Below are 24,332 nucleotides of genomic sequence, written 5' to 3' on the forward strand. Positions count from 1 at the left end.
CACGCTTACAAAGGGCCTACAACTCGCTATTAACTGACCACATGGTCAGGCGTACAATCCCCGGCTTTGCGCGTTTAACCCTGTGGATACAAGCCAGTGAACTCTGTGACTCACCCCCCCTCTTCCCTCCCTGTCAGCCGCCCGGCCCGGGTACGCACCGAGGTGCGCGCGCTGTTGGCGCTGGCATTTCCCATCATCATTTCGCAGATCGCAACCACGGCCATGGGTTTTGTCGATGCCGTGATGGCCGGGCGCGTAGGCCCTCGGGATCTGGCCGCCGTGGCACTGGGCAACTCGATCTGGGTTCCGGTGTTTTTGTTGATGTCCGGCATTCTGCTGGCGACCACGCCCAAGGTCGCCCAGCGGTTTGGCGCCAATGCACACGGCGAAATCGGCCCCATCGTACGCCAGGCACTGTGGCTGGCACTGATTACCGGCCTGTGCGCAGCGTTGATCCTGATCGCGGCCGAGCCGCTATTGCATCTGATGAAGGTCGACCCTGAGCTGATCACCCCCAGCATGGGTTACCTGCACGGGATCGCCAGCGGCATGCCCGCCGTGGGGCTGTATTGCGTGTTGCGTAATTTCAGCGATGGCCTGGGAAAAACCCGGCCAAGCATGATCCTGGGGCTCAGTGCCCTGGCACTGAATATCCCGATCAACTACATCTTCATCTATGGCCACTTTGGCGTCCCGGCCATGGGCGGCGTGGGCTGCGGCTGGGCCACGGCCATTGTGATGTGGTTTATGGCTCTGGGCATGGTGGTCTGGACGTTCAGAGGGGCCATCTACCAGTCGAGTAAGGTCTACAGCCATTTTGAATGGCCAAAATGGGCGATCCTCAAGCGTTTGCTCAGTGTGGGCTTGCCGATTGGCATCGCGGTCTTTGCTGAATCAAACATTTTTGCGGTGATTGCGCTGTTGATCGGCAGTTTGGGGGCCACGGTGGTGGCGGGCCATCAAATCGCCCTGAACTTCAGTTCGCTGGTCTTTATGATTCCATACTCACTGGGTATGGCGATTACCGTGCGCGTGGGTCAGGCCCTGGGCCGCCAGCAACCGCGCGAGGCACGCTTTGTAGCGGGCGTGGGCATGGGCACCGCACTGGTCTGGGCAGCGATTTCCGCCAGTCTGATTCTGTTGTTGCGTGAGCAGATTGCCACCGTCTACACCGCCGATCCCATGGTGATCGAGGTGGCGACCATGCTGTTGATGTTTGCTGCGCTGTATCAGTTTTCGGACGTGATCCAGGTCACCGCTGCCGGTGCCCTGCGTGGTTATCAGGACACACGAGTGACGATGATCCTGACCCTGTTTGCCTACTGGGGGATTGGTTTGCCGGTGGGCTACGCCCTGGGGCTGACCGACTGGTTCGGCCCGGCCAATGGCCCGAGCGGGCTATGGCAGGGCTTGATCGTTGGCCTGACCTGCGCGGCACTGATGCTGGGTGTGCGGTTGGCGCGCAGTGCGAAAAAACATATCCGCCGCCGCACATAAATGCGGTGGCAGCGGGCTTGCCCGCGATGGCATCAGCGTGGCTTGCCTGACAGACCGTGGCGCCTGCATCGCGAGTAAGCCCGCTCCCACAAGACCGGCGCAATTGCTATGGGCGCCGTCAATCCTGCTTCTTGCGGATCCAGTACAGGTACGTGCCCGCCTCTTCCTGCTGGCCCACCAGTTCATGGTCCAGAAACACGCAGAACTTGGGAATGTCGCGGCGGGTCGAAGGATCCGTCGCAATGACTTTCAACAAGCCACCCGGCGCCAGGTCGCGAATATATTGGTGCAGCATCATCACCGGCTCCGGGCAGTTCAGGCCGGTAGCGTCCAGGGTGCCGTCAACCGGCAGGTCGGTAAAACTCATCACTTACTCCCAGATCAGCGAGATTTGGTTTTTTTAACGTCCAGTCGACGCAAATGGCAGGTCACTTCTTCACGGTCGTGGTACAGCTGCTTGCAGCCGATTTCAACCTGAATGCCGCGTGCCTTGAAACCGTCTGCAATACGGTCGAGCAAACGGCGTACTTCGGCGTAACGCTGTTTCATCGGCAGCTTCAAGTTGACTACCGCTTCACGGCAATGACCTTCACCAATCCACTCTTCGAGCATGGCCGCATTGCGCGCCGGTTTCTCCACAATATCGCAGACCATCCAGTCCACCGGCTGCTTGGGCTTGAAGGTAAAGCCATCGGCCATCAAGTGCTGCACCAGACCGGTATCCATCAGGCTTTCAGCCATAGGGCCATTGTCGATGGCAGTCACGATCATGCCACGGTTGACCAGTTGCCAGGTCCAGCCACCCGGCGCAGCGCCAAGGTCAACACCGGTCATGTCGCTGTGCAGGCGCTCGTCCCACTGGTCGCGGGGGATAAAATGGTGCCAGGCCTCTTCAAGCTTGAGGGTTGAACGGCTAGGCGCTTCGCGGGGGAATTTCAGGCGCGGGATGCCCATGGGCCACATGGCCGAGTTGTTGGCCGGGGCCAGGCCAAGAAACACTTCACGACCACTTTTAAACGTCAGCAGCAGGCGCGGTTTGCTCCCGTCCTCTTCTTCAGTCAGTTTGCCGGCCTTGATCAGCGCTTTGCGCAGATGACCGTCGAACTTTTTGCAGAAGTTGGACAGTTCCTTGCCGTCATTGGTGTCGACGATTTCCAGCCACAGGCTGCCACACACCGGGAAGTCGGCCATGTGTTCGAGGATCACGCTGATCCGGTCGGTCTCCGGCAGCTCGACAAAGCCGCCACGAGCCCATTGACGCGGGAAAATCAGTTCGGCAAAACGCAAGCTGTTCATCAGCCGTTCAGCGCCGCCCTCTTCAGTGCACACAAACTCGGCACAGGCAGTGCCAGGCTTGGCCTTGGCGTAGCCAGCCACATTAAGGCGGGCGGCGTGCTCGGCGATTTCCGAGCAGACTTCGCCTTCAAACCCGGGCCGGCAGTGCATAAAAACGGTGTTCATTGAATTACTCCTGGGCAGCGGGCAGGAATTGCCCGGCTGCGCATCCTTGATTTGGCGCAAGGACTGTCACGAAAAGGTCGGCATGATAGCCGAGTTCGGAACCTTGAACCCGCATAGACAGTCCAGTTATTAGCCACAGCCCCTAATCAGAGCTAGGTTAGAAGCTCTGCTTGTGCCACGTGATCCGTCTAAAGGAGTCATTTCATGTCCTCCCTCGATAGCCTGAACACCCTAGCCACACTAAAAGTCGACGATAAGACTTATCACTATTTCAGCCTTGCCCTCGCCGCCAAATCACTCGGCGATTTGAGCAGGCTACCCATGTCACTCAAAGTGCTGCTGGAAAACCTGCTGCGCTGGGAAGACGGTAAAACCGTCACCGAGCCCGACCTCAAAGCTCTGGCCGCCTGGCTCAAGGCACGGCGCAGCGACCGGGAAATCCAGTACCGCCCTGCGCGGGTGCTGATGCAGGACTTCACCGGCGTACCGGCAGTGGTCGACCTGGCCGCCATGCGCGCCGCCATGGCCAAAGCCGGGGGTGATCCGCAACGTATCAACCCGCTGTCCCCCGTGGACCTGGTAATTGACCACTCGGTGATGGTCGACCGGTTTGCCAGCGCCAGCGCCTTCGAGCAAAACGTCGATATAGAGATGGAGCGCAACGGCGAACGCTATGCGTTTTTACGCTGGGGTCAAAATGCCTTCGATAATTTCAGCGTGGTCCCACCCGGTACCGGGATTTGCCATCAGGTGAACCTGGAATACCTGGGCCGCACGGTCTGGACCAAGGATGAAGACGGCCGCACCTACGCCTTCCCCGACACCCTGGTAGGCACCGACTCCCATACCACCATGATCAATGGCCTGGGTGTGCTGGGCTGGGGCGTGGGCGGCATTGAAGCCGAAGCGGCCATGCTGGGCCAGCCCGTGTCGATGCTGATCCCCGAAGTCGTGGGCTTCAAGCTCAGCGGCAAGCTCAAAGAAGGCATCACCGCCACCGACCTGGTGCTGACCGTGACGCAAATGCTGCGCAGCAAGGGTGTGGTCGGCAAGTTCGTAGAATTCTATGGCGATGGCCTGGCGGATCTGCCGCTGGCCGACCGTGCCACGCTTGCCAATATGGCCCCGGAATACGGCGCCACCTGCGGGTTTTTCCCGGTGGATGAGATCACCCTGGATTACCTGCGTCTTTCAGGCCGCCCAGAGGCCACAGTCAAACTGGTCGAGGCTTACTGCAAGGCCCAAGGGCTATGGCGGGTCGCAGGCCAGGAGCCGGTTTTCAGCGAAACCCTGGCTCTGGACATGGGCACCGTCGAAGCCAGCCTGGCCGGGCCAAAACGACCGCAAGACCGGGTTGCACTGCCCGATGTCGGGCAAGCTTTCGACGACTTTCTCAGCCTGCAATTCAAGCCGGCCACTAAAAAAGAGGAAGGTCGCCTCGAAAGCGAAGGTGGCGGCGGTGTTGCCGTGGGCAATGCCGACTTGATCGGTGAAGCGGACTACAGTTACGAAGGCCATACCTATCGCCTGAAAAACGGCGCTGTGGTGATTGCCGCCATTACTTCCTGCACCAACACCTCGAACCCCAGTGTGATGATGGCTGCAGGCCTGGTGGCAAAAAAAGCCGTCGAAAAAGGCCTGACACGCCAACCGTGGGTCAAGACGTCGCTGGCACCGGGCTCCAAGGTAGTCACCGATTACTACGCGGCCGCCGGCCTGACCCCGTACCTCGACCAGTTGGGCTTTGCCCTGGTGGGCTACGGCTGCACCACCTGTATCGGCAATTCCGGGCCACTGCCCGAGCCGATCGAAAAGGCCATTACCCAGTCCGACCTGACCGTGGCTTCAGTGCTGTCGGGCAACCGCAACTTTGAGGGGCGCGTGCATCCGCTGGTGAAAACCAACTGGCTGGCCTCGCCACCCCTGGTGGTGGCCTATGCCCTTGCGGGCACAGTACGCATTGATATCAGCCGTGAACCGCTGGGGACCGGAAAAGACGGCAAACCGGTGTACCTGCGCGATATCTGGCCCAGCCAGAAAGAAATCGCCGACGCCGTGGCCCAGGTGACCACAGGCATGTTCCACAAGGAATACGCCGAGGTGTTTGCCGGCGACGAACAGTGGCAAGCCATCGAAGTACCGCAAGCCGCAACTTATGTCTGGCAAGAGGACTCAACCTACATCCAGCATCCGCCGTTCTTCGACGAAATCAGCGGGCCACTACCGGTGATTGCCGACGTCAAAGGCGCAAACATCCTTGCGTTGCTGGGCGACTCGGTCACCACCGACCATATTTCCCCGGCCGGCAATATCAAGGCTGACAGCCCCGCCGGGCGCTATTTGCGCGACAAGGGCGTAGAACCACGGGACTTCAACTCTTACGGCTCGCGGCGTGGCAACCATGAAGTGATGATGCGCGGTACCTTCGCCAATATTCGCATTCGCAACGAAATGCTCGGCGGCGAAGAAGGCGGCAATACGATCTACATCCCCACCGGTGAAAAACTGCCGATCTTTGACGCGGCCATGCGTTACCAGGCCTCAGGCACTCCGCTGGTGGTGATAGCCGGCCAGGAATACGGTACTGGCTCAAGCCGCGACTGGGCGGCCAAGGGCACCAACCTGTTGGGGGTCAAGGCGGTGATTGCCGAGAGTTTCGAGCGCATCCACCGCTCCAACCTGGTGGGCATGGGCGTGCTGCCCTTGCAGTTCAAGCTCGATCAGAACCGCAAAAGCCTGAACATTACAGGCAAGGAAACCCTGGATATCCTCGGGTTGACCGGTACCGAACTGCAACCGCGAATGAACCTGACCCTGGTCATCACCCGCGAGGACGGCAGCCAGGAAAAAGTCGAAGTGCTCTGCAGGATCGATACCCTTAACGAGGTGGAATACTTCAAGGCCGGAGGGATTTTGCACTATGTGCTGCGTCAGCTGATTGCTTCATAGACGCACCTCAACCTTGTGGGAGCGGGCTTGCTCGCGATTCGGACTACACGGTCTGTCAGCCAGAGCCCGCTCCCACAGGGCCACGAATCGTTATACTTGCGCACCCCGGACTGGATCCGGGGTGTTTTTTAACGATTGCAAGGATTCACATGATTGCTTTGCCCTGGCCTTATCTGGCACTACTGACCCTGGGCTACGGCCTTGCCCTCAGCTACGGGCAATTAGGCGCTCAAACCCTCATCGCGCTAGCCTTGTTGACTGTCAGCGGGTTTGCCGTTGTGCAGAACAAAAGCCATTTGCTGCGCTATGCCGGGCATGCCTTGTTTGTGCTGCTGGCGCTGGCGCTGGCCTTGCACTGGCTGCCAGGTTTCCATAACGGTCGCGCCATCACCCCCACGCGACTGACCCCTGATGCCGTGCCCTTCTCGATGTACTTCAATCTGGACAAACCGCTGATTGGCTTCTGGCTGCTGCTGGTATGCCCCTGGATAGCACCGCGCTTTGCCTGGCGGGTATCCCTGGGGGCCACTGCAATGGGTCTGGCCCTGGCCGCCATTGCAGCGCTGGGCGGAGCAATGCTGTTGGGCATGATTGCCTGGGCACCGAAATGGCCTCATCAGAGCACCCTCTGGCTGCTGAATAATCTACTGCTGGTCACCCTGGTTGAAGAAGCGCTGTTTCGCGGTTACATCCAGGGCGGACTGAGCCGCAAGTTCAAGTTGCTGCCCCATGGGCAGAGCATTGCGCTGGTGCTGGCCTCGATACTGTTTGGCCTGGCCCATGCACCCGCCGGCTGGCAATGGATGCTACTGGCCGGGCTGGCCGGTGTCGGTTACGGCCTGGCCTACCGCTTTGGCGGGCTGGGTGCAGCGATCGCCACCCACTTCGGCCTCAATGTGCTGCATTTCCTGTTTTTTACCTACCCGATGCTCGCCCCCTGACGGCCAGGGGCCTGAAATATAAATTAAACAATTCCTTGAGCATGCCGACAGCCTGTCAAAGTCTTGCGGATTGAAACGACATGCGTAACAACCAGCCCATCACTCAACGCGAACGCACATTCCCCGCGCAACAACGGTTGATTTCCACGACCGATGCCAAAGGCGTGATCACCTACTGCAACGATGCGTTCAGGGAAATCAGCGGGTTTTCGCGTGAGGAGCTGATACGCGCGCCGCACAATCTGGTGCGCCACCCGGACGTGCCCTCAGCAGTCTTCGAGCATATGTGGAGCACCCTGAAAAAGGGTTCGCCGTGGATGGGCATCGTCAAAAACCGCTGCAAAAACGGCGACCATTACTGGGTTAACGCCTATGTAACGCCGGTTTTCGAGAATGAGCAGGTCGTGGGTTACGAGTCGGTGCGGGTCAAGCCAACGGCCGAACAGATCCGCCGCGCCGAAGCCCTGTACACACGCCTCAACCGCGGCAAATCCGCGGTGCCTCAGCGCGATAAGTGGCTGCCGGTGCTGCAGGACTGGCTGCCCTTTATCCTGGTCAGCCAATTGAGCTTCATGATTGGCGCCATGCTCAATTCGAGCTGGGGTTTTGCCCTGGCAGCCCTGCTGTCGATACCGTTGGGGCTGCTGGGCCTGAGCTGGCAACAGCGCGGGGTCAAACGCCTGCTGCGTCTGGCCGAGCAGACCACCTCCGACCCGTTGATTGCCCAGATGTACACCGACAGCCGTGGCCCGCAAGCGCGTCTGGAAATGTCCATCCTGAGCCAGGAAGCGCGCCTGAAGACCTGCCTGACACGCCTGCAGGATACCGCCGAACACCTCAGCGGCCAGGCCCGTCAGTCCGACATTCTGGCGCACAAAAGCTCGACCGGACTGGAGCGCCAGCGCGTCGAGACCGAGCAAGTGGCCACCGCCGTCAACCAGATGGCTGCCACCACCCAGGAAGTGGCCAGCCATGTGCAGCGCACTGCCGACGCGACCCAGGAAGCCAACCGTCTGACCAGTCGCGGTCGCGACATTGCCGGCGAAACCCGCGAAGCGATCCAGCGCCTGTCGGTTGTGGTGGGTGAAACCGGGGCCACGGTAACGCAACTGGCCAAGGACAGTGACGAGATCGGCGGCGTGGTCGATGTGATCAAGGGCATTGCCGACCAGACCAACCTGCTGGCCCTGAACGCCGCCATCGAAGCGGCACGGGCTGGAGAAATGGGCCGGGGCTTCGCCGTGGTGGCTGACGAAGTGCGCCAGCTGGCGCAACGCACCAGCGCTTCGACCGGGCAGATTCACAGCCTGATCGCCAAGCTGCAGCAGACAGCAGCCACCGCGGTGCAAACCATGGACGCTGGCCATCGTCAGGCGGAAGAAGGCGTAGCGCGGGTACTGGAAGCAGATCAGGCACTGGTGGGCATCAGCGAAGCGGTGGCCAATATCACCGACATGACCACCCAGATCGCGGCAGCGACCGAAGAGCAAAGCGCCGTGGCTGAAGAAATCAGCCGCAATATCAGCACCATTGCCGACCTGGCTGACCAGACCTCAGAGCAGGCGCAGCATTCGGCGCTGCTCAGCGAAGAACTGACCCAGACCGTCAACACCCAGTATTCGCTGGTGGAGCGGTTTAACCGCTAAGCCTTGTGGGAGCGATCCAATCGCGAGCAGGCTCGCTCCCACAAATTGTTCAAGGTTGCTGCAACCACCGCGCAATCCGGTCCGCCGCCGCATCCAGATGCTGCTCATGGGTAAACCCGGAGGCCTTCAACGGCTTAAGGTCGTGATCCCCCGATAGCAGCCACGACACTTCAATGCCCGGCGCCAGCGTGTAGGCCTCTACCGCTTCGCGGTTGCCCAAGGCATCGCGCTCGCCTTGTACGATCAACGTCGGCGTTGCCAATTCAGCCAGGTGCGCCACCCGGGGTTTTTCCGGCTTGCCTGCGGCATAGAACGGATAACCCAGGCACACCAGCGCGTCCACTTGCAGCTCATCGGCCAGCAGACTGGCCATACGCCCACCCATTGACTTGCCGCCAATGGCTAATGGCCCAGCGACATGCCGTCGCACCTCGGTAAAAACTTCACGCCAGCTTTCGAGCAGTTTCGCCTGCTGATTAGGAGGCCTTTTGCCATTATCGAGACGGCGCTGCGCCATATACGGGAACTCGAAGCGCAACACGCTCACCCCGCGTGCAGCAAGGCGTGCAGCCATGCCGTTCATCCAGCTGCTGTCCATCGGCGCACCCGCGCCGTGGGCCAGGATAAGGGTCGCGGTTGAACCCGCTGACGCGCCATTCCACAGCCAGCCCCTGTCCTGCACGCACTGCGCCCATTGATCCCCGTCAATACCGGCCTTGCCCGCTACGACCATGCTTGCCTCGCTTTTAGTCTGCCTATAACTCCAGGCGTGCGTTTGACGCGCCTGAACCGTGGATGGGGAACCATGAACACTTCTACAAGTACCGCCTATAACTACAAGGTGGTCCGCCAATTTGCCATTATGACGGTGGTTTGGGGCATCGTCGGTATGGGGCTCGGCGTTTTTCTCGCCGCGCAATTGGTTTGGCCAGAACTTAACTTCAATTTGCCTTGGACCAGTTTCGGGCGCCTGCGCCCATTGCACACCAACGCGGTGATTTTCGCTTTCGGCGGCTGCGCGCTGTTCGCGGCTTCATTCTACTCGGTGCAACGCACCTGCCAGGCCACCCTGTTTTCGCCGAAAATCGCGGCGTTTACCTTCTGGGGCTGGCAGCTGGTCATCGTCCTGGCGGCCATCAGCCTGCCACTGGGTTACACCAGTTCCAAGGAATACGCCGAGCTGGAATGGCCGATCGACATTTTGATCACCATTGTCTGGGTGGCCTACGCCATCGTGTTCTTCGGCACGATCATGAAGCGCAAGACCAAGCATATTTACGTGGGCAACTGGTTCTTCGGCGCGTTTATCGTGACCGTGGCGATTTTGCACATCGTCAATAACCTGGAAATTCCGGTCAGTTTCACCAAGTCCTACTCGCTCTACGGTGGCGCCACTGACGCCATGGTGCAGTGGTGGTACGGGCATAACGCTGTGGGTTTTTTCCTGACAGCTGGCTTCTTGGGGATGATGTACTACTTCGTGCCTAAACAGGCCGAACGTCCGATCTACTCCTATCGCCTGTCCATCGTGCACTTCTGGGCATTGATCACCCTGTACATCTGGGCGGGCCCCCACCACCTGCACTACACCGCGCTGCCGGACTGGGCGCAGTCGCTGGGCATGGTGATGTCGCTGATTCTGCTCGCACCGAGCTGGGGCGGCATGATCAACGGCATGATGACCCTCTCGGGCGCCTGGCATAAGCTGCGCAGCGATCCGATCCTGCGCTTCCTCGTGGTGTCCCTGGCCTTCTACGGCATGTCGACCTTCGAAGGCCCGATGATGGCAATCAAGACCGTCAACGCCCTCTCCCACTACACCGACTGGACCATCGGCCACGTACACGCCGGTGCCCTGGGCTGGGTGGCGATGATTTCGATCGGCGCGCTGTACCACATGATCCCGAAAATCTTCGGCCGCCCGCAGATGTACAGCCTGGGCCTGATCAACGCGCACTTCTGGCTGGCCACCATCGGCACCGTGCTCTACATCGCCTCGATGTGGGTCAACGGCATTGCCCAGGGCCTGATGTGGCGCGCAGTCAACGAAGACGGCACGCTGACTTACTCCTTCGTCGAAACTCTGGTGGCCAGCCACCCGGGTTATGTCGTGCGACTGGTCGGTGGTGCAATCTTCTTCAGCGGCATGTTGCTGATGGCTTACAACACTTGGCGCACCGTGCGTAACGCCGAGCCCGCTGAAGTCGTAGCCGCCGCGCAGATGGCCTGAGGAGTTGGCAATGAAACACGAAGTCGTTGAAAAAAATATCGGCCTGATGCTGTTGCTGATGATCCTGTGCGTAAGCGTGGGCGGCCTGACGCAAATCGTCCCGCTGTTCTTTGAAGACGTGACCAACACCCCGGTGGAGGGCATGAAGCCTTACACCGCACTGCAACTGGAAGGTCGCGACATCTACATCCGTGAAGGCTGCGTGCAGTGCCACTCGCAGATGATCCGTCCGTTCCGTGCCGAGACCGAGCGTTATGGTCACTACTCGGTAGCCGGTGAGAGCGTGTGGGATCACCCCTTCCTGTGGGGTTCCAAGCGCACCGGGCCGGACCTGGCCCGCGTCGGTGGCCGCTATTCGGATGACTGGCACCGCGCGCACTTGTACAACCCGCGCAACGTCGTGCCCGAATCAAAAATGCCAGCTTACCCATGGCTGGTGGCCTCGCCGGTAGACAGCAGCCATACCGAGAAAAAACTCGAAGTGATGCGCACCCTGGGCGTGCCTTACACCGACGAAGACATCGCCAACGCCAAGCAGTCCGTGCAGGGCAAGACCGAGATGGACGCTCTGGTCGCCTACCTGCAAGTGCTGGGCACTGCCATCAAGAGCAAGAGGTGAGCCATGGTCTTGGAGATGAGTAGTGGAATGATTCGCGGCCTGGGCACCGTGGTGGTGGCCGTGGCGTTTATAGGCCTGGCGCTGTGGGTGTTCAGCCCGCGACGCAAATCGGAGTTTGAAGACGCGACCTTACTGCCATTCAAGGACGATCCAGAGGCGATTCAACACGTCGAGAAAGAACAAGCGTCTAGGAGTAAAAAAGCATGACCACCTTCTGGAGTCTGTACATATGCGTGCTGACTATCGGCACGCTGATCGGCCTGACCTGGCTGCTGGTCAGCACGCGCAAGGGCGAGACCAAAAGCGATACGGTCGAAACCATGGGCCACAGCTTTGACGGCATCGAGGAGTACGACAACCCGCTGCCACAATGGTGGTTCATGTTGTTCGTCGGCACGCTGGTATTTGCCGTGGGCTACCTGATCCTGTACCCGGGCCTGGGCAACTGGAAAGGCCTGCTGCCCGGCTATGAGAATGGCTGGACCGGTGTACATGAGTGGGAAAAGGAAATGGACAAGGCGGACGCCAAATTTGGGCCCATCTACGCCAAATATGCCTCCATGCCCGTTGAACAAGTCGCTCAGGATCCGGCAGCACTGAAAATGGGCGGGCGCCTGTTTGCTTCCAACTGCTCGGTGTGCCACGGCTCGGATGCCAAGGGCGCTTTCGGCTTCCCTAACCTGGCCGACAACACCTGGCGCTGGGGCGGCGACGCCGACACGATCAAGGCCACCATCATGGGCGGTCGCATCGCGGCAATGCCGGCCTGGGGTGAAGTACTGGGTGAAAACGGAGTCAAAAACGTCGCCGCCTATGTACGCCACGACCTGGCGGGCCTGCCCCTCCCTGAAGGCGCCACTGTCGATCTGACGGCTGGCAAGCAAGCCTACGAAACCACTTGCGTGGCCTGCCACGGGGCAAACGGTAAAGGCATGCCGCTGATGGGCGCGCCAGACCTGACCCAACCTGCCGGTTTTATCTACGGCACCAGCCTGGCGCAATTGCAACAAACCATTCGCCACGGCCGTCAGGGCCACATGCCTGCGCAAAACGATTTGTTGGGCAACGACAAGGTACAGCTGCTGGCGGCCTACGTGTTCAGCTTGTCACACGGTAATCAAGAGGAAAAAACAGCCGAATAATTACCGGACATTTCCTGCCGCATCATTTTGGTGCGGCAGTTCCCGCCTCAAAGCGCGACCAAGTGTCGCACCTCTTTCAGCCCCGCCATTGCTCTCCCGCCATTCAGGACTAAGCTCAACGCTTGTGTGAGCCGGATCTGTGCAGCGCCACGTCAAGTGAAACTAACCGGTAAGTTGAAGGGCAGCGTTACGGGCCACAATGGTGGGTTTGCACCGGCTATCGTGCATTACGATGTTTGCCGCGCCTTGCCCCCACCTCAACCCGCCCGCCTCGACCCCTCCACTTTTGCCCTGCATGCGGCGTTTTTGGCGAGGTCACTTTGACCTTACTCCGCGCATGGAAAGGCCGCAGAACAAGCCTTGGAAAGCATTGACCGGGGTCATGGTTCGTTGCAATAGCCCTACGCTTTATACATACTTGCGACCGATTTTTATCCTAATAAAATACCTAAACCGTGGAACCTTAGAATGAGCACAGCAATCAGCCCGACTGCTTATAACTATAAGGTAGTCCGCCAGTTCGCCATCATGACGGTGGTCTGGGGGATCCTTGGCATGGGGCTCGGGGTTTTCATCGCGTCACAGCTTGTGTGGCCTGAATTGAACCTTGGCCTCGAGTGGACGACCTTCGGCCGTCTGCGTCCCCTGCATACCAACCTTGTGATCTTTGCCTTTGGTGGCTGTGCATTGTTTGGCACCTCCTACTACGTCGTGCAGCGAACCTGCCAGACACGACTGATCTCCGATTCGCTGGCCTCGTTTACCTTCTGGGGTTGGCAGGCGGTTATCGTCGGCGCGATCATCACCCTGCCACTGGGTTACACCACCACCAAAGAATACGCCGAGCTGGAATGGCCTTTGGCTATTTTGCTGGCGATTGTCTGGGTGACCTACGGCATTGTGTTCTTCGGCACCATCACCAAGCGTAAAACCAAGCATATCTATGTCGGTAACTGGTTCTACGGTGCATTCATTGTCGTGACGGCAATGCTGCATATCGTCAACCACGCGTCCCTGCCGGTGAGCTTCTTCAAGTCCTACTCGGCTTATGCCGGTGCGACTGACGCCATGATTCAGTGGTGGTACGGCCATAACGCGGTAGGTTTCTTCCTGACTACCGGCTTTTTGGGGATGATGTACTACTTCGTGCCCAAGCAGGCCGAACGTCCGATCTACTCCTATCGCCTGTCCATCGTGCACTTCTGGGCGCTGATCACCCTGTATATCTGGGCCGGTCCGCACCACTTGCACTACACCGCACTGCCGGACTGGGCCCAGTCTTTGGGCATGGCGATGTCGATCATCCTGCTGGCACCCAGCTGGGGCGGCATGATCAACGGCATGATGACCCTCTCGGGCGCCTGGCATAAGCTGCGCACCGACCCGATCCTGCGCTTCCTCGTGGTATCCCTGGCCTTCTACGGCATGTCGACCTTCGAAGGCCCGATGATGGCGATCAAGACCGTCAACGCGCTGTCGCACTACACCGACTGGACCATCGGCCACGTACACGCCGGCGCTCTGGGCTGGGTGGCGATGATTTCGATCGGTGCCATGTACCACATGATCCCCAAAGTCTATGGCCAGAAGCAGATGTACAGCACCGGCCTGATCAACGTTCACTTCTGGCTGGCGACTATCGGTACCGTGCTCTACATCGCCTCGATGTGGGTCAACGGCATCACCCAGGGCCTGATGTGGCGTGCGATCAACGACGACGGCACTCTGACCTACTCGTTTGTCGAAGCACTGCAAGCCAGCCACCCGGGCTTTATTGTTCGCGCCCTTGGCGGTGCCATTTTCGCCAGCGGTATGCTGTTCATGGCCTACAACGTGTTCCGCACCGTGCGTGCCTCGAACCCGGTAGAAGCTGAAGCGGCGACCAAGATCGCTGTAGTTGGAGCGCACTGATGATCAAGCACGAAACAATCGAGAAGAACATCGGCCTGATGGCCTTCTTCATGGTTATCGCCGTGAGCATCGGCGGCCTTACCCAAATCGTTCCGCTGTTCTTCCAGGACGTGACCAACACCCCGGTCGAGGGCATGAAGCCGCGTAGCGCGCTGGAACTTGAAGGCCGTGACATTTATATCGCCAACGGCTGTGTCGGCTGCCACTCGCAGATGATCCGTCCGTTCCGTGCCGAAACCGAACGCTATGGCCACTATTCGGTTGCCGGTGAAAGCGTGTGGGACCACCCGTTCCTGTGGGGCTCCAAACGCACCGGGCCGGACCTGGCCCGAGTGGGCGGGCGTTACTCCGATGACTGGCAGCGCGCGCACTTGTACAACCCGCGCAACGTCGTGCCCGAATCGATCATGCCGGCTTATCCATTCCTCGTTGAGCGCAAGCTGGACGGCAAGGACACCGCGAAAAAAATGGAAGTCTTGCGCACGCTCGGCGTCCCTTACACCGACGAAGACATCGCCGGGGCCAAGGATGCAGTGAAGGGCAAAACCGAAATGGACGCACTGGTGGCTTACCTCCAGGGCTTGGGCACCATCATCAAAAGCAAACGGTGATCTGAATGGATATCGGGATGATTCGTGGCCTGGGCACTGTCGTCGTGATGGTGGCTTTTATCGGTTTGGCATTGTGGGTATTCAGCCCGCGACGCAAGTCAGAATTTGACGACGCGACCCTGTTGCCGTTCAAGGATGATCCCGAAGCCATCAAGCACGTCGAGCAAGAGCAAGCTTCTAGGAGTAACAAAGAATGACTACGTTCTGGAGTCTGTACGTTACAGTCCTCACTCTGGGTACCATCTTCGCCCTGACCTGGTTGTTGCTGGCCACCCGCAAGGGCCAGCGCAGCGAGCAGACCGACGAGAAAGTCGGCCACGCGTTCGACGGCATCGAAGAGTACGACAACCCAATGCCGAAATGGTGGTTCATGCTGTTTGTGGGCACCGTCATTTTCGCCCTCGGCTACCTTGTGCTGTACCCGGGCCTGGGTAACTGGAAAGGCCTGCTGCCGGGCTACCAGTACCTGGACACCAAAGAGCAGACGCCGTTTGCCAATGGTCAGACCGGCTGGACCGGTGTACACGAGTGGGAAAAGGAAATGGCCAAATCGGACGCCAAGTTTGGGCCGATCTTCGCCAAATTCGCCGCCATGCCCATTGAAGAAGTGGCCAAGGACCCGCAAGCACTGAAAATGGGTGGCCGCCTGTTCGCCTCCAACTGTTCGGTGTGCCACGGCTCCGACGCCAAAGGCGCCTATGGCTTCCCCAACCTGACCGACGCCGACTGGCGCTGGGGCGGGACGCCTGCCGACATCAAGACCACCATTATGGCCGGCCGTCACGCGGTCATGCCGGGCTGGTCCGAAGTGATCGGTGAGCAAGGCGTCAGCGACGTGGCCGCCTACGTGCTGACCAGTCTCGACGGGCGCAAGCTGCCGGAAGGTGCGAAAGCCGACCCTGCCAAAGGCAAGGAAATCTACGCGACCAACTGTGCGGTTTGCCACGGGCCGGAGGGCAAGGGCAACCCGCTGATGGGCGCACCCAACCTGACTCACCCGGGGGCGTTTATCTACGGTTCGAGCTTTGCTCAACTGCAGCAGACCATCCGCTACGGCCGTCAGGGCCAGATGCCTGCCCAGGCTGACCTGCAAGGGAACGACAAGGTTCACTTGCTGGCCGCCTACGTGTACAGCCTGTCCCATGGTGATGAAGCCAAGACAGACGAGTAACGCGTTAGTTTGAACGCTGCAAAAAATGGCCCCGCCAACGACAGTTGGCGGGGCCGTTTTGTTTCAGGGCTGCAGCAGCTATTGCCGTACGCACCCACAAGGTAGTAACGTTTCTACATTGTATTTTTGGGGAGGATCAGCCCATGACCATCACCACCATTTCAAGCCGCGAATTCAACCAGGACACAAGCGGTGCCAAAAAAGCATCGCAACAAGGGCCTGTTTACATCACTGACCGTGGCCGCCCCGCCCATGTACTGCTATGCATGGAGGAGTACCAACGGCTAACCGGCCTGGACACCAGCATTGTCGACCTGCTGGTGATGCCCGAAACAACGCCGGTTGAATTCGAACCCGAACGCGCAGTCATCACGCCGCGCCCAGTGGATTTCTAATGTTCCTGCTCGATACCAACGTAGTTTCTGAACTGCGCAAAACCCAGGCCGACCCTGCAGTGGTGGCCTGGGCCCGCAGCGTCCCGGCTTACAAACTGTATATCTCGGCCATTACCCTGCTGGAAATCGAAACTGGCATCTTGCGCCTGGAGCGCCGCGACCCGGAGCAGGCAGCCCCCTTGCGCAACTGGCTTGAAGTACATGTTATGTCTGCTTTTGCCGGGCGCGTGCTGTCAGTCGATGGCGCCGTTGCCAGACGCTGCGCCCGCCTGCATGTGCCTGACCGCAGCAATGAATGCGACGCCCTGATCGCGGCCACCGCACTGGTGCATGACATGACCGTGGTTACCCGCAATACCCGGGACTTTGCCTTTAGCGGCGCCCCTGTACTCAACCCTTGGGAGCTTTGACTCGGCCAGAACGCAACTCACCTGCAGGTGTAAGTCAATTGATCCATGTCATGAGTTGTTACAACTCCTATACCAACTTGCCATTTTCCGGAACGCGACCAAAGGTCGCACCCTTGAGCTAGAGTCACAGGGGTATCATTACGCTATCGCAACACCTTCTGACCGCGGTCGGCACGTACTGACCGAGGCATTTTCCACTGCCGTGGGACGCACTAATGAGCAATCAGATTCCTGTACACAACGTCACTCCACCTGCCAAAAAACCCGCTGAAAGCACTGATCTGTACGCGGCCAGGGAGAAAATCTACACCCGCGCCTTTACCGGGCTTTTCCGCAATCTGCGCATTGGTGGCGGAGCGCTGTTGTTCCTGCTGTATTTCGGTACGGTATGGCTCAACTGGGGCGGTCACCAGGCGGTGTGGTGGAACCTGCCCGAACGCAAATTCTTTATTTTTGGCGCCACTTTCTGGCCACAGGATTTCATCCTGCTCTCGGGGCTGCTGATCGTCGCGGCCTTTGGCCTGTTCTTTATTACGGTTTACGCCGGGCGCGTGTGGTGCGGCTACACCTGCCCGCAAAGCGTTTGGACGTGGGTGTTCATGTGGTGCGAGAAGGTCACTGAAGGCGACCGCAACCAGCGCATCAAGCTCGACAAGGCACCGATGAGCGCCAACAAGTTTGTGCGCAAGTTCAGCAAGCACACACTCTGGCTATTGATCGGCTTTGTCACCGGCATGACCTTTGTCGGCTACTTCTCACCCATCCGCGAACTGGTGATCGACTTCTTCACTGGTCAGGCTGATGGCTGGGCGTATTTCTGGGTCGGCTTCTTCACCCTCGCCACCTATGGCAACGCCGGCTGGCTGCGCGAGCAGGTGTGCATCTATATGTGCCCGTATGCGCGCTTCCAGAGCGTGATGTTTGATAAAGACACCCTGATCGTTTCCTACGACCCGCGCCGTGGTGAAGTCCGTGGCCCGCGCAAAAAGGACGCCGACTACAAGGCCATGGGCCTGGGCGACTGCATCGACTGCACCATGTGCGTGCAGGTATGCCCGACCGGGATTGATATCCGCGATGGCTTGCAGATCGAGTGCATCGGCTGCGCGGCCTGTATCGATGCCTGCGACAGCATCATGGACAAGATGAACTACCCCCGCGGCTTGATCAGCTACACCACCGAGCACAACCTCTCCGGCCAGAAAACCCATAAGCTGCGTCCGCGCCTGATCGGCTATGCCCTGGTATTGCTGACCATGATGGGTCTGCTGGCCGCTGCGTTCTTTACCCGCACGCTGGTAGGCTTCGACGTGAGCAAAGACCGCGTGCTGTATCGCGAGAACGCCGAAGGGCGGATCGAAAACGTCTACAGCCTGAAGATCATGAACAAGGACCAGCACGACCACACCTACGTGCTGGAGGCCACCGGCCTGCCGGATCTCAAGCTGCAGGGCAAACGCGAAATCAAGGTCGCGGCCGGCGATATCGTCAGCCTGCCGGTCGAGCTGTCAATTGCCCCCGAGAAGCTGCCGTCGAGTACCAACGAGGTGTTCTTTATCCTCAAGGACGCCGACAACAACGACGTCAACGTTAAAGCCAAGAGCCGATTCATCGGCCCACAAATCAGATAAGAGAACTCGACATGCCCGCAGCAAATGCTTCCAGCCCCTGGTACAAGCACATCTGGCCATGGATCATCATTGCCATCCTGGCCTGCTCGGTAACCCTGACCCTGTCGATGGTCACCATTGCCGTGAACAACCCGGACAACCTGGTCAACGATAATTACTACGAGGCGGGCAAAGGCATCAATCGGGCACTGGACCGTGAGCTGCTGGGCCAGACCCTGCAACTCAAAGCCAAGTTGCGCCTGGATGAAATGACCGGCGAAGTCGTGCTGCTGCTTGAGGGCAACAGCAAGCCGCAAGTGCTGGAACTGAACCTGATTTCACCGACCCAGCCGGAAAAAGACCGCAAGGTCAGCCTGAGCCAGAGCGCAACGGAACCGGGTCGCTATATCGGCCAACTGGATGACAAGATTGAAGGTCGCCGCTTTGTTGAGCTGCTGGGTGTTGAAGATGGCAAGACATGGCGCCTGTTCGAAGAAGAACTGGTCGGCCACGACAAGGACCTGCTGCTGGGCGACGAGCCCATTCAAGGCGCTGAAGACCACAAGTCGAAATAACCCCATCGCGGGCAAGCCCGCTCCCACAGGGATGCGCGACCCTGTGGGAGCGGTCTTGTCCGCGATGACGTATTTTCTGGTGACACAATATCGCGATAGAGCACCATGACCACTCCCGTTCCCTGCTATCACTGCGCCCTGCCCGTCCCCCCCGGCAGCCGGTTTAACGCCGTTGTTCTGGGCGAAGTTCGCGAGTTCTGCTGCCCCGGCTGCCAGGCAGTGGCCGAGGCTATCGTCGCTGGCGGTCTCGAAAGCTATTACCAGCACCGCAGTGAAGCATCCGCCAACCCTCAAGCCCTGCCCGTGCAACTGGTTGAAGAGTTGGCGCTGTATGACCGCCCCGACGTGCAAAAACCCTTTGTCCGACATGAGGGCGAGCAAGCCGAAACCACCCTGCTGATCGAAGGCATCAGCTGCGCCGCCTGTGGCTGGCTGATCGAAAAGCACCTGCGCCATCTGCCAGCCGTCAGTGAAGCGCGACTCAACTTGTCCAACCATCGCCTGCAGGTACGCTGGGACGATAGCCAATTGCCATTGAGTGAAGTCCTCAGCGAACTGCGCCATATCGGCTATGCCGCGCACCCGTACCAGGCCGACCGTGCCACCGAACAATTGGCCAGCGAAAACCGCCTGGCCTTGCGCCAGCTCGGTGTCGCCGGGCTGCTGTGGTTTCAGGCCATGATGGCTACCATGGCCACCTGGCCAGAGTTCAATATCGACCTCAGCCCCGAGATGCACACCATCCTGCGCTGGGTAGCGTTGTTTCTGACAACACCTATCGTGTTCTACAGTTGCGCCCCCTTTTTCAAAGGCGCCATGCGCGACCTGCGCACCCGCCACCTGACCATGGATGTGTCAGTCTCCCTGGCCATCGGCGGTGCTTATATCGCCGGGATCTGGACGGCCATCACCGGCGTCGGCGAGCTGTATTTCGATGCTGTGGGCATGTTTGCCCTGTTTTTGCTGGCCGGCCGCTATCTGGAGCGCCGCGCCCGCGAGCGCACCGCCGCCGCCACTGCGCAATTGGTCAACCTGCTGCCAGCCTCATGCCTGCGCCTGAGCGCTGACGGGCAAAGCGAACGCATTCTGCTGACTGAACTCAAGGTCGGCGACCGGGTGCTGGTGCACCCCGGCTCAATCATGCCGGCTGACGGCAAGATCCTGGATGGTCAGTCCAGCATCGACGAATCCCTGCTGACTGGCGAATACCTGCCACAACCACGGCAGATTGGCGACGCCGTCACGGCCGGCACCCTCAATGTGGAAGGCGCGCTGACCGTTGAAGTCATGGCGCTGGGCCAGGACACGCGCCTGTCCGCCATCGTGCGCCTGCTTGATCGCGCTCAAAGCGAAAAACCTCGCCTTGCGGAGATTGCCGACAAGGCCGCGCAGTGGTTCCTGCTGTTCTCATTGATCGCTGCTGCGGGTATCGGCCTGTGGTGGTGGCAACTTGATGCATCACGGGCCTTCTGGATTGTCCTGGCGATGCTGGTCGCCACCTGCCCTTGCGCTTTGTCGCTGGCGACGCCGACCGCACTCACCGCCGCTACCGGCACCCTGCACAAGCTGGGCCTGCTACTGACCCGTGGCCATGTAATCGAAGGCCTGAACCAGATCGACACAGTGATTTTCGACAAGACCGGCACCCTGACTGAAGGACGCCTGGCGCTGCGGGCCATTCGCCCTTTGCGCGAGCTGGACAGCGACCACTGCCTGGCCCTTGCGGCCGCTCTGGAAAACCGCTCCGAGCACCCGATTGCCCGTGCGTTTGGCCGCGCTGCGCAAGCCGCTGAAGAAGTACGCAGCGTGCCTGGACTGGGCCTTGAAGGGCTGGTCGGCGAGCAGCGCTTGCGCATAGGCCAGCCAGGATTTGCCTGTGAGCTGAGCCAGTGCCCGATCCCGGACATGCCGGACGAACCGGGCCAATGGCTGCTGCTGGGCGACACCCAAGGCGTGCTGGCCTGGTTTGTTCTGGACGACCGCCTGCGGGACGATGCCCCGGCATTGCTGGCAGCGTGCAAGGCCCGCGGCTGGCACACGCTGCTGCTGTCGGGGGACAGTTCGCCGATGGTCGCCAGCGTGGCCGCCGAACTGGGGATCGATGAAGCTCAGGGCGGCTTGCGCCCGGATGACAAATTGCAGGTCTTGCAAAAACTGCACGCCCAAGGCCGCAAGGTGCTGATGCTGGGGGATGGTGTCAACGATGTACCTGTGCTCGCCGCTGCCGATATCAGCGTGGCCATGGGCTCGGCGACCGACCTGGCGAAAACCAGCGCCGATGCGGTGCTGCTGTCCAACCGCCTGGACGCGCTGGTGCAAGCGTTCAGCCTGGCGCGAAGGACCCGACGGGTGATCATCGAAAACCTGTTGTGGGCCGGACTCTATAATGGCCTGATGCTGCCATTCGCCGCACTGGGCTGGATTACTCCGATCTGGGCCGCCATCGGCATGTCGATCAGCTCACTGACCGTGGTGCTCAACGCCTTGCGCCTGACGCGCATGCCCGCCCAGGCGCATACTCCAGCCATGCCACACTCTCGCCCGCTACCGGCTTGACCCGGTCACCTGGAGCCCTTATGCCAGCGCTTTACATCATGATTCCGGCGGCCCTGCTGATTGTCGCCATCTGTATCTTTATCTTCTTCTGGGCAGTCGACAGCGGCCAGTATGATGACCTGGACAGCCCAGCCCACAGCATCCTGTTCGATGACCAGGATCCGCAGCATACCGCTGCCGTCGAAGAAGCCAAAAACCTGCACCCGGAGTCGGCCAGCGACACCGACAAAAAAGCCCCGCCCCATGCTTGAGCTGGCCCCGCTGCTGGTATCGGCCGTTATCCTGGGCCTGCTTGGGGGCGGACACTGCCTGGGCATGTGCGGCGGTCTGATGGGCGCACTGACGCTGGCCATCCCCAAAGAGCAACGCAGCCGACGCTTCAGGCTGCTGCTGGCCTACAACCTTGGCAGAATTCTCAGCTATGCCACAGCAGGACTACTGCTGGGGCTGGCAGGCTGGGCTGTGGCCAACAGCCCGGCGGCCATGTTTATGCGCATCCTCGCCGGTTTGCTGCTGATTTGCATGGGCCTGTACCTCGCCGGCTGGTGGAGCGGCCTGACCCGCATTGAAAGCCTGGGCCGCGGCCTGTGGCGGCATATCCAGCCCGTGGCCAGCCGCTTGTTGCCGGTCACCAGCCTGCCGCGCGCCTTGCTGCTGGGGGCACTGTGGGGCTGGCTGCCCTGCGGGCTGGTGTACAGCACGCTGATCTGGTCCGCCAGCCAGGGCAGCGCAGTCGACAGTGCATTACTGATGCTGGGGTTCGGGCTGGGCACCTGGCCCGTACTGCTGGCCACCGGCCTTGCCGCAGAACGTGTTACCGCAGTGCTGCGCAAACGCAGCGTGCGCATGGCTGGAGGATTACTGGTGATCCTGTTCGGTATCTGGACCCTGCCCGGCCCGCATCAGCACTGGTTGATGGGGCATTAGACAGAACCCGTGGGAGCGAGCTTGCTCGCGATGGCATCACCGCGATTTGCCTGACACATTGCGTCGCCGGTATCGCGAGCAAGCTCGCTCCCACAGGTGCACTTGCCAATCACAGCTGTTGATGCAAATCAAGATGCTACAACGACCCACCCCCTAGAATCCGCAGCATTGCCAGCCATCCCAGGGGAATGCCCGCATGCTCGACGCCATTCGTTGGGACCCAGAATTGATCCGCCGCTACGATCTTGCCGGACCGCGCTACACCTCATACCCGACAGCCATGCAGTTCAACAGCCAGGTCAGCCCGTTCGACCTGCTGCACGCCCTGCGCGAAAGCCGCAAGGCTCTGCGCCCGCTGTCGTTGTATGTGCACGTGCCGTTTTGCGCCAATATTTGCTATTACTGCGCCTGCAACAAGGTCATTACCAAAGACCGTGGCCGGGCCCAGCCCTACCTGCAGAAACTCGAGCAGGAAATCCAGATGATCGCCTGCCACCTCGACCCCAGGCAGAAGGTCGAGCAACTGCACTTTGGCGGCGGCACCCCGACTTTTCTTAGCCACGACGAATTGCGCCAACTGATGGCCAAGCTGCGTCAGCAATTCAATCTGCTGGACGACGACTCCGGCGACTACGGCATCGAAATCGACCCCCGCGAAGCCGACTGGTCGACCATGGGCCTGTTGCGTGAACTGGGCTTCAACCGTGTCAGCATCGGCCTGCAAGACCTCGACCCGGACGTGCAAAGGGCGGTCAATCGCCTGCAAAGCCTGGAAGAGACCCGGGCAGTGATCGACGCTGCACGCACGCTGCAATTTCGCTCGATCAATATCGACCTGATCTACGGCCTGCCCAAGCAGACCCCGGAAGCCTTTGCCCGCACCGTTGAAGAAGTGATCAGCCTGCAGCCCGATCGCCTGTCGGTGTTCAACTACGCGCACTTGCCTGAACGCTTCATGCCCCAACGACGCATCAACACCAGCGACCTGCCCTCGCCTGCCGCCAAGCTACAGATGCTGGAGCGCACCATCGAGCAACTGACCGGCGCCGGCTACCGCTATATCGGCATGGATCATTTCGCCCTGCCAGACGATGAACTGGCCATCGCCCAGGAAGAATCAACCCTGCAACGCAACTTCCAGGGTTATACCACCCACGGCCATTGCGACCTGATCGGGCTTGGTGTCTCCGCCATCAGCCAGATCGGCGACCTGTACTGCCAAAATGACAGCGACCTGGCCAAATACCAGCACACCCTGGCCAGCGGCCAGCTCGCCACCAGCCGTGGCCTGGTATGCAATCAGGATGACCGTATCCGTCGCGAGGTCATCCAGCAGATCATCTGCAATTTGCACCTGCCGTTCGCGACCGTGGAGCAGGCGTTCAATATCGACTTTCGCGGCTATTTTGCCCCTCAGTGGCCGACGCTCAAGACCATGGCCGCCGACGGCCTGATCGCCCTGGACGACCAGCAACTGACTGTGCTGCCTGCTGGCAGGCTGCTGGTGCGCTCGGTGTGCATGGTGTTCGACGCTTACCTTGAGCAACAAACCCGTCAGCGCTATTCGCGGGTGATCTAAGGTCGCAAACACGACCTCTACAGCATGAGATGAGTGCCCTGGCATGGTGCGGCTGGTCTAGCCCCCCCACGCTGGGTTACCCTTGCATCTTATGTGTGTTTT

Annotated in this window: 23 protein-coding genes; 20 read left to right on the forward strand and 3 right to left on the reverse strand. The window is 60.0% G+C overall.

The features are described from left to right. The first annotated feature begins 96 nt into the window (after nt 1-96). Complete coding sequence (locus tag EQV96_RS04640; RefSeq protein ID WP_240881463.1) at nt 97-1,497, forward strand: MATE family efflux transporter; 1,401 nt, start codon at nt 97-99, stop codon at nt 1,495-1,497. A 118-nt stretch (nt 1,498-1,615) separates the two neighbouring features. On the opposite strand, the gene tusA is transcribed toward EQV96_RS04640, so the two are convergent. After that, complete coding sequence (gene tusA / locus EQV96_RS04645) at nt 1,616-1,864, reverse strand: sulfurtransferase TusA (RefSeq protein ID WP_095002746.1); 249 nt, start codon at nt 1,862-1,864, stop codon at nt 1,616-1,618. A 14-nt stretch (nt 1,865-1,878) separates the two neighbouring features. Continuing rightward, nucleotides 1,879-2,958 (reverse strand): 23S rRNA (cytidine(2498)-2'-O)-methyltransferase RlmM, encoded by a 1,080-nt coding sequence (rlmM, locus tag EQV96_RS04650; RefSeq protein ID WP_095018984.1) that lies wholly within the window; start codon nt 2,956-2,958, stop codon nt 1,879-1,881. Between the two features lie 204 nt (nt 2,959-3,162). Between rlmM and acnA the strand changes: the two genes are divergently transcribed. The 3 genes from acnA to EQV96_RS04665 all read left to right on the forward strand — a co-directional run bounded on the left by acnA (nt 3,163) and on the right by EQV96_RS04665 (nt 8,494). Further along, nucleotides 3,163-5,907: an aconitate hydratase AcnA gene (gene acnA, locus EQV96_RS04655; protein WP_095020214.1), complete on the forward strand. Its 2,745-nt coding sequence runs from the start codon at nt 3,163-3,165 to the stop codon at nt 5,905-5,907. A 149-nt stretch (nt 5,908-6,056) separates the two neighbouring features. Then, nucleotides 6,057-6,848, forward strand: coding sequence for a CPBP family intramembrane glutamic endopeptidase (locus EQV96_RS04660; RefSeq protein ID WP_095018986.1), 792 nt, complete (start codon nt 6,057-6,059; stop codon nt 6,846-6,848). 80 nt (nt 6,849-6,928) lie between these two features. Continuing rightward, entirely contained in the window at nt 6,929-8,494 is a 1,566-nt protein-coding gene (locus EQV96_RS04665; RefSeq protein ID WP_095002750.1) for a PAS domain-containing methyl-accepting chemotaxis protein, read from the forward strand. Between the two features lie 49 nt (nt 8,495-8,543). Here the strand turns inward: EQV96_RS04665 and EQV96_RS04670 are convergent, their stop codons facing one another. Continuing rightward, nucleotides 8,544-9,227, reverse strand: coding sequence for an alpha/beta fold hydrolase (locus tag EQV96_RS04670; RefSeq protein WP_095024089.1), 684 nt, complete (start codon nt 9,225-9,227; stop codon nt 8,544-8,546). 72 nt (nt 9,228-9,299) lie between these two features. Here EQV96_RS04670 and ccoN (EQV96_RS04675) point away from each other — a divergent pair, with 72 nt between their 5' ends. The 16 genes from ccoN (EQV96_RS04675) (at nt 9,300) to hemN (ending at nt 24,230) form a co-directional block, all read left to right on the forward strand. After that, nucleotides 9,300-10,724: a cytochrome-c oxidase, cbb3-type subunit I gene (ccoN, locus tag EQV96_RS04675; protein WP_019826669.1), complete on the forward strand. Its 1,425-nt coding sequence runs from the start codon at nt 9,300-9,302 to the stop codon at nt 10,722-10,724. Between the two features lie 10 nt (nt 10,725-10,734). Next, nucleotides 10,735-11,343 (forward strand): cytochrome-c oxidase, cbb3-type subunit II, encoded by a 609-nt coding sequence (ccoO, locus tag EQV96_RS04680; RefSeq protein WP_095002752.1) that lies wholly within the window; start codon nt 10,735-10,737, stop codon nt 11,341-11,343. Between the two features lie 15 nt (nt 11,344-11,358). After that, on the forward strand, nt 11,359-11,550 hold the full coding sequence (locus EQV96_RS04685) for a cbb3-type cytochrome c oxidase subunit 3 (protein WP_095002822.1): 192 nt from the start codon (nt 11,359-11,361) through the stop codon (nt 11,548-11,550). Next, on the forward strand, nt 11,547-12,485 hold the full coding sequence (gene ccoP, locus EQV96_RS04690; protein WP_095018988.1) for a cytochrome-c oxidase, cbb3-type subunit III: 939 nt from the start codon (nt 11,547-11,549) through the stop codon (nt 12,483-12,485). The genes EQV96_RS04685 and ccoP (EQV96_RS04690) overlap by 4 nt, the downstream gene beginning before the upstream one ends. Nucleotides 12,486-12,953: 468 nt before the next feature. Then, nucleotides 12,954-14,396, forward strand: a complete 1,443-nt coding sequence (gene ccoN / locus EQV96_RS04695; protein ID WP_095002754.1) for a cytochrome-c oxidase, cbb3-type subunit I — start codon at nt 12,954-12,956, stop codon at nt 14,394-14,396. Continuing rightward, nucleotides 14,396-15,007, forward strand: coding sequence for a cytochrome-c oxidase, cbb3-type subunit II (ccoO, locus tag EQV96_RS04700; protein WP_016780305.1), 612 nt, complete (start codon nt 14,396-14,398; stop codon nt 15,005-15,007). Before ccoN (EQV96_RS04695) ends, ccoO (EQV96_RS04700) begins: the two co-directional genes overlap by 1 nt. A 5-nt stretch (nt 15,008-15,012) precedes the next feature. Further along, nucleotides 15,013-15,204, forward strand: coding sequence for a CcoQ/FixQ family Cbb3-type cytochrome c oxidase assembly chaperone (locus EQV96_RS04705; RefSeq protein WP_003447209.1), 192 nt, complete (start codon nt 15,013-15,015; stop codon nt 15,202-15,204). Beyond that, nucleotides 15,201-16,178, forward strand: coding sequence for a cytochrome-c oxidase, cbb3-type subunit III (gene ccoP / locus EQV96_RS04710; protein WP_095002755.1), 978 nt, complete (start codon nt 15,201-15,203; stop codon nt 16,176-16,178). The genes EQV96_RS04705 and ccoP (EQV96_RS04710) overlap by 4 nt, the downstream gene beginning before the upstream one ends. A gap of 143 nt (nt 16,179-16,321) precedes the next feature. Then, the gene (locus tag EQV96_RS04715; protein ID WP_095002756.1) at nt 16,322-16,573 is read left to right on the forward strand and encodes a type II toxin-antitoxin system Phd/YefM family antitoxin; all 252 of its coding nucleotides are present in this window, start codon (nt 16,322-16,324) and stop codon (nt 16,571-16,573) included. Continuing rightward, nucleotides 16,573-16,983 carry a type II toxin-antitoxin system VapC family toxin gene (locus EQV96_RS04720; RefSeq protein ID WP_095002757.1) on the forward strand — a complete coding sequence of 137 codons (411 nt, stop codon included), beginning with the start codon at nt 16,573-16,575 and terminating at the stop codon, nt 16,981-16,983. Before EQV96_RS04715 ends, EQV96_RS04720 begins: the two co-directional genes overlap by 1 nt. 215 nt (nt 16,984-17,198) lie before the next feature. After that, the gene (gene ccoG / locus EQV96_RS04725; protein WP_095002758.1) at nt 17,199-18,614 is read left to right on the forward strand and encodes a cytochrome c oxidase accessory protein CcoG; all 1,416 of its coding nucleotides are present in this window, start codon (nt 17,199-17,201) and stop codon (nt 18,612-18,614) included. A gap of 11 nt (nt 18,615-18,625) precedes the next feature. Beyond that, on the forward strand, nt 18,626-19,168 hold the full coding sequence (locus EQV96_RS04730; protein WP_095002759.1) for a FixH family protein: 543 nt from the start codon (nt 18,626-18,628) through the stop codon (nt 19,166-19,168). Nucleotides 19,169-19,273: 105 nt separating this feature from the next. Then, nucleotides 19,274-21,724 carry a heavy metal translocating P-type ATPase gene (locus EQV96_RS04735; RefSeq protein ID WP_240881464.1) on the forward strand — a complete coding sequence of 817 codons (2,451 nt, stop codon included), beginning with the start codon at nt 19,274-19,276 and terminating at the stop codon, nt 21,722-21,724. 20 nt (nt 21,725-21,744) lie between these two features. Further along, nucleotides 21,745-21,975, forward strand: a complete 231-nt coding sequence (ccoS, locus tag EQV96_RS04740; protein WP_095002761.1) for a cbb3-type cytochrome oxidase assembly protein CcoS — start codon at nt 21,745-21,747, stop codon at nt 21,973-21,975. Next, nucleotides 21,968-22,651 (forward strand): sulfite exporter TauE/SafE family protein, encoded by a 684-nt coding sequence (locus tag EQV96_RS04745; RefSeq protein WP_095002762.1) that lies wholly within the window; start codon nt 21,968-21,970, stop codon nt 22,649-22,651. Before ccoS ends, EQV96_RS04745 begins: the two co-directional genes overlap by 8 nt. A gap of 196 nt (nt 22,652-22,847) precedes the next feature. Next, a complete protein-coding gene (hemN, locus tag EQV96_RS04750; protein WP_095002763.1) occupies nt 22,848-24,230 on the forward strand; it encodes an oxygen-independent coproporphyrinogen III oxidase in 1,383 nt (460 codons plus the stop codon). Nucleotides 24,231-24,332 lie beyond the last annotated feature (102 nt).

The organism is Pseudomonas sp. TMW22080 (genome assembly GCF_022496745.1).
GTDB classification, from domain to species: domain Bacteria; phylum Pseudomonadota; class Gammaproteobacteria; order Pseudomonadales; family Pseudomonadaceae; genus Aquipseudomonas; species Aquipseudomonas bubulae.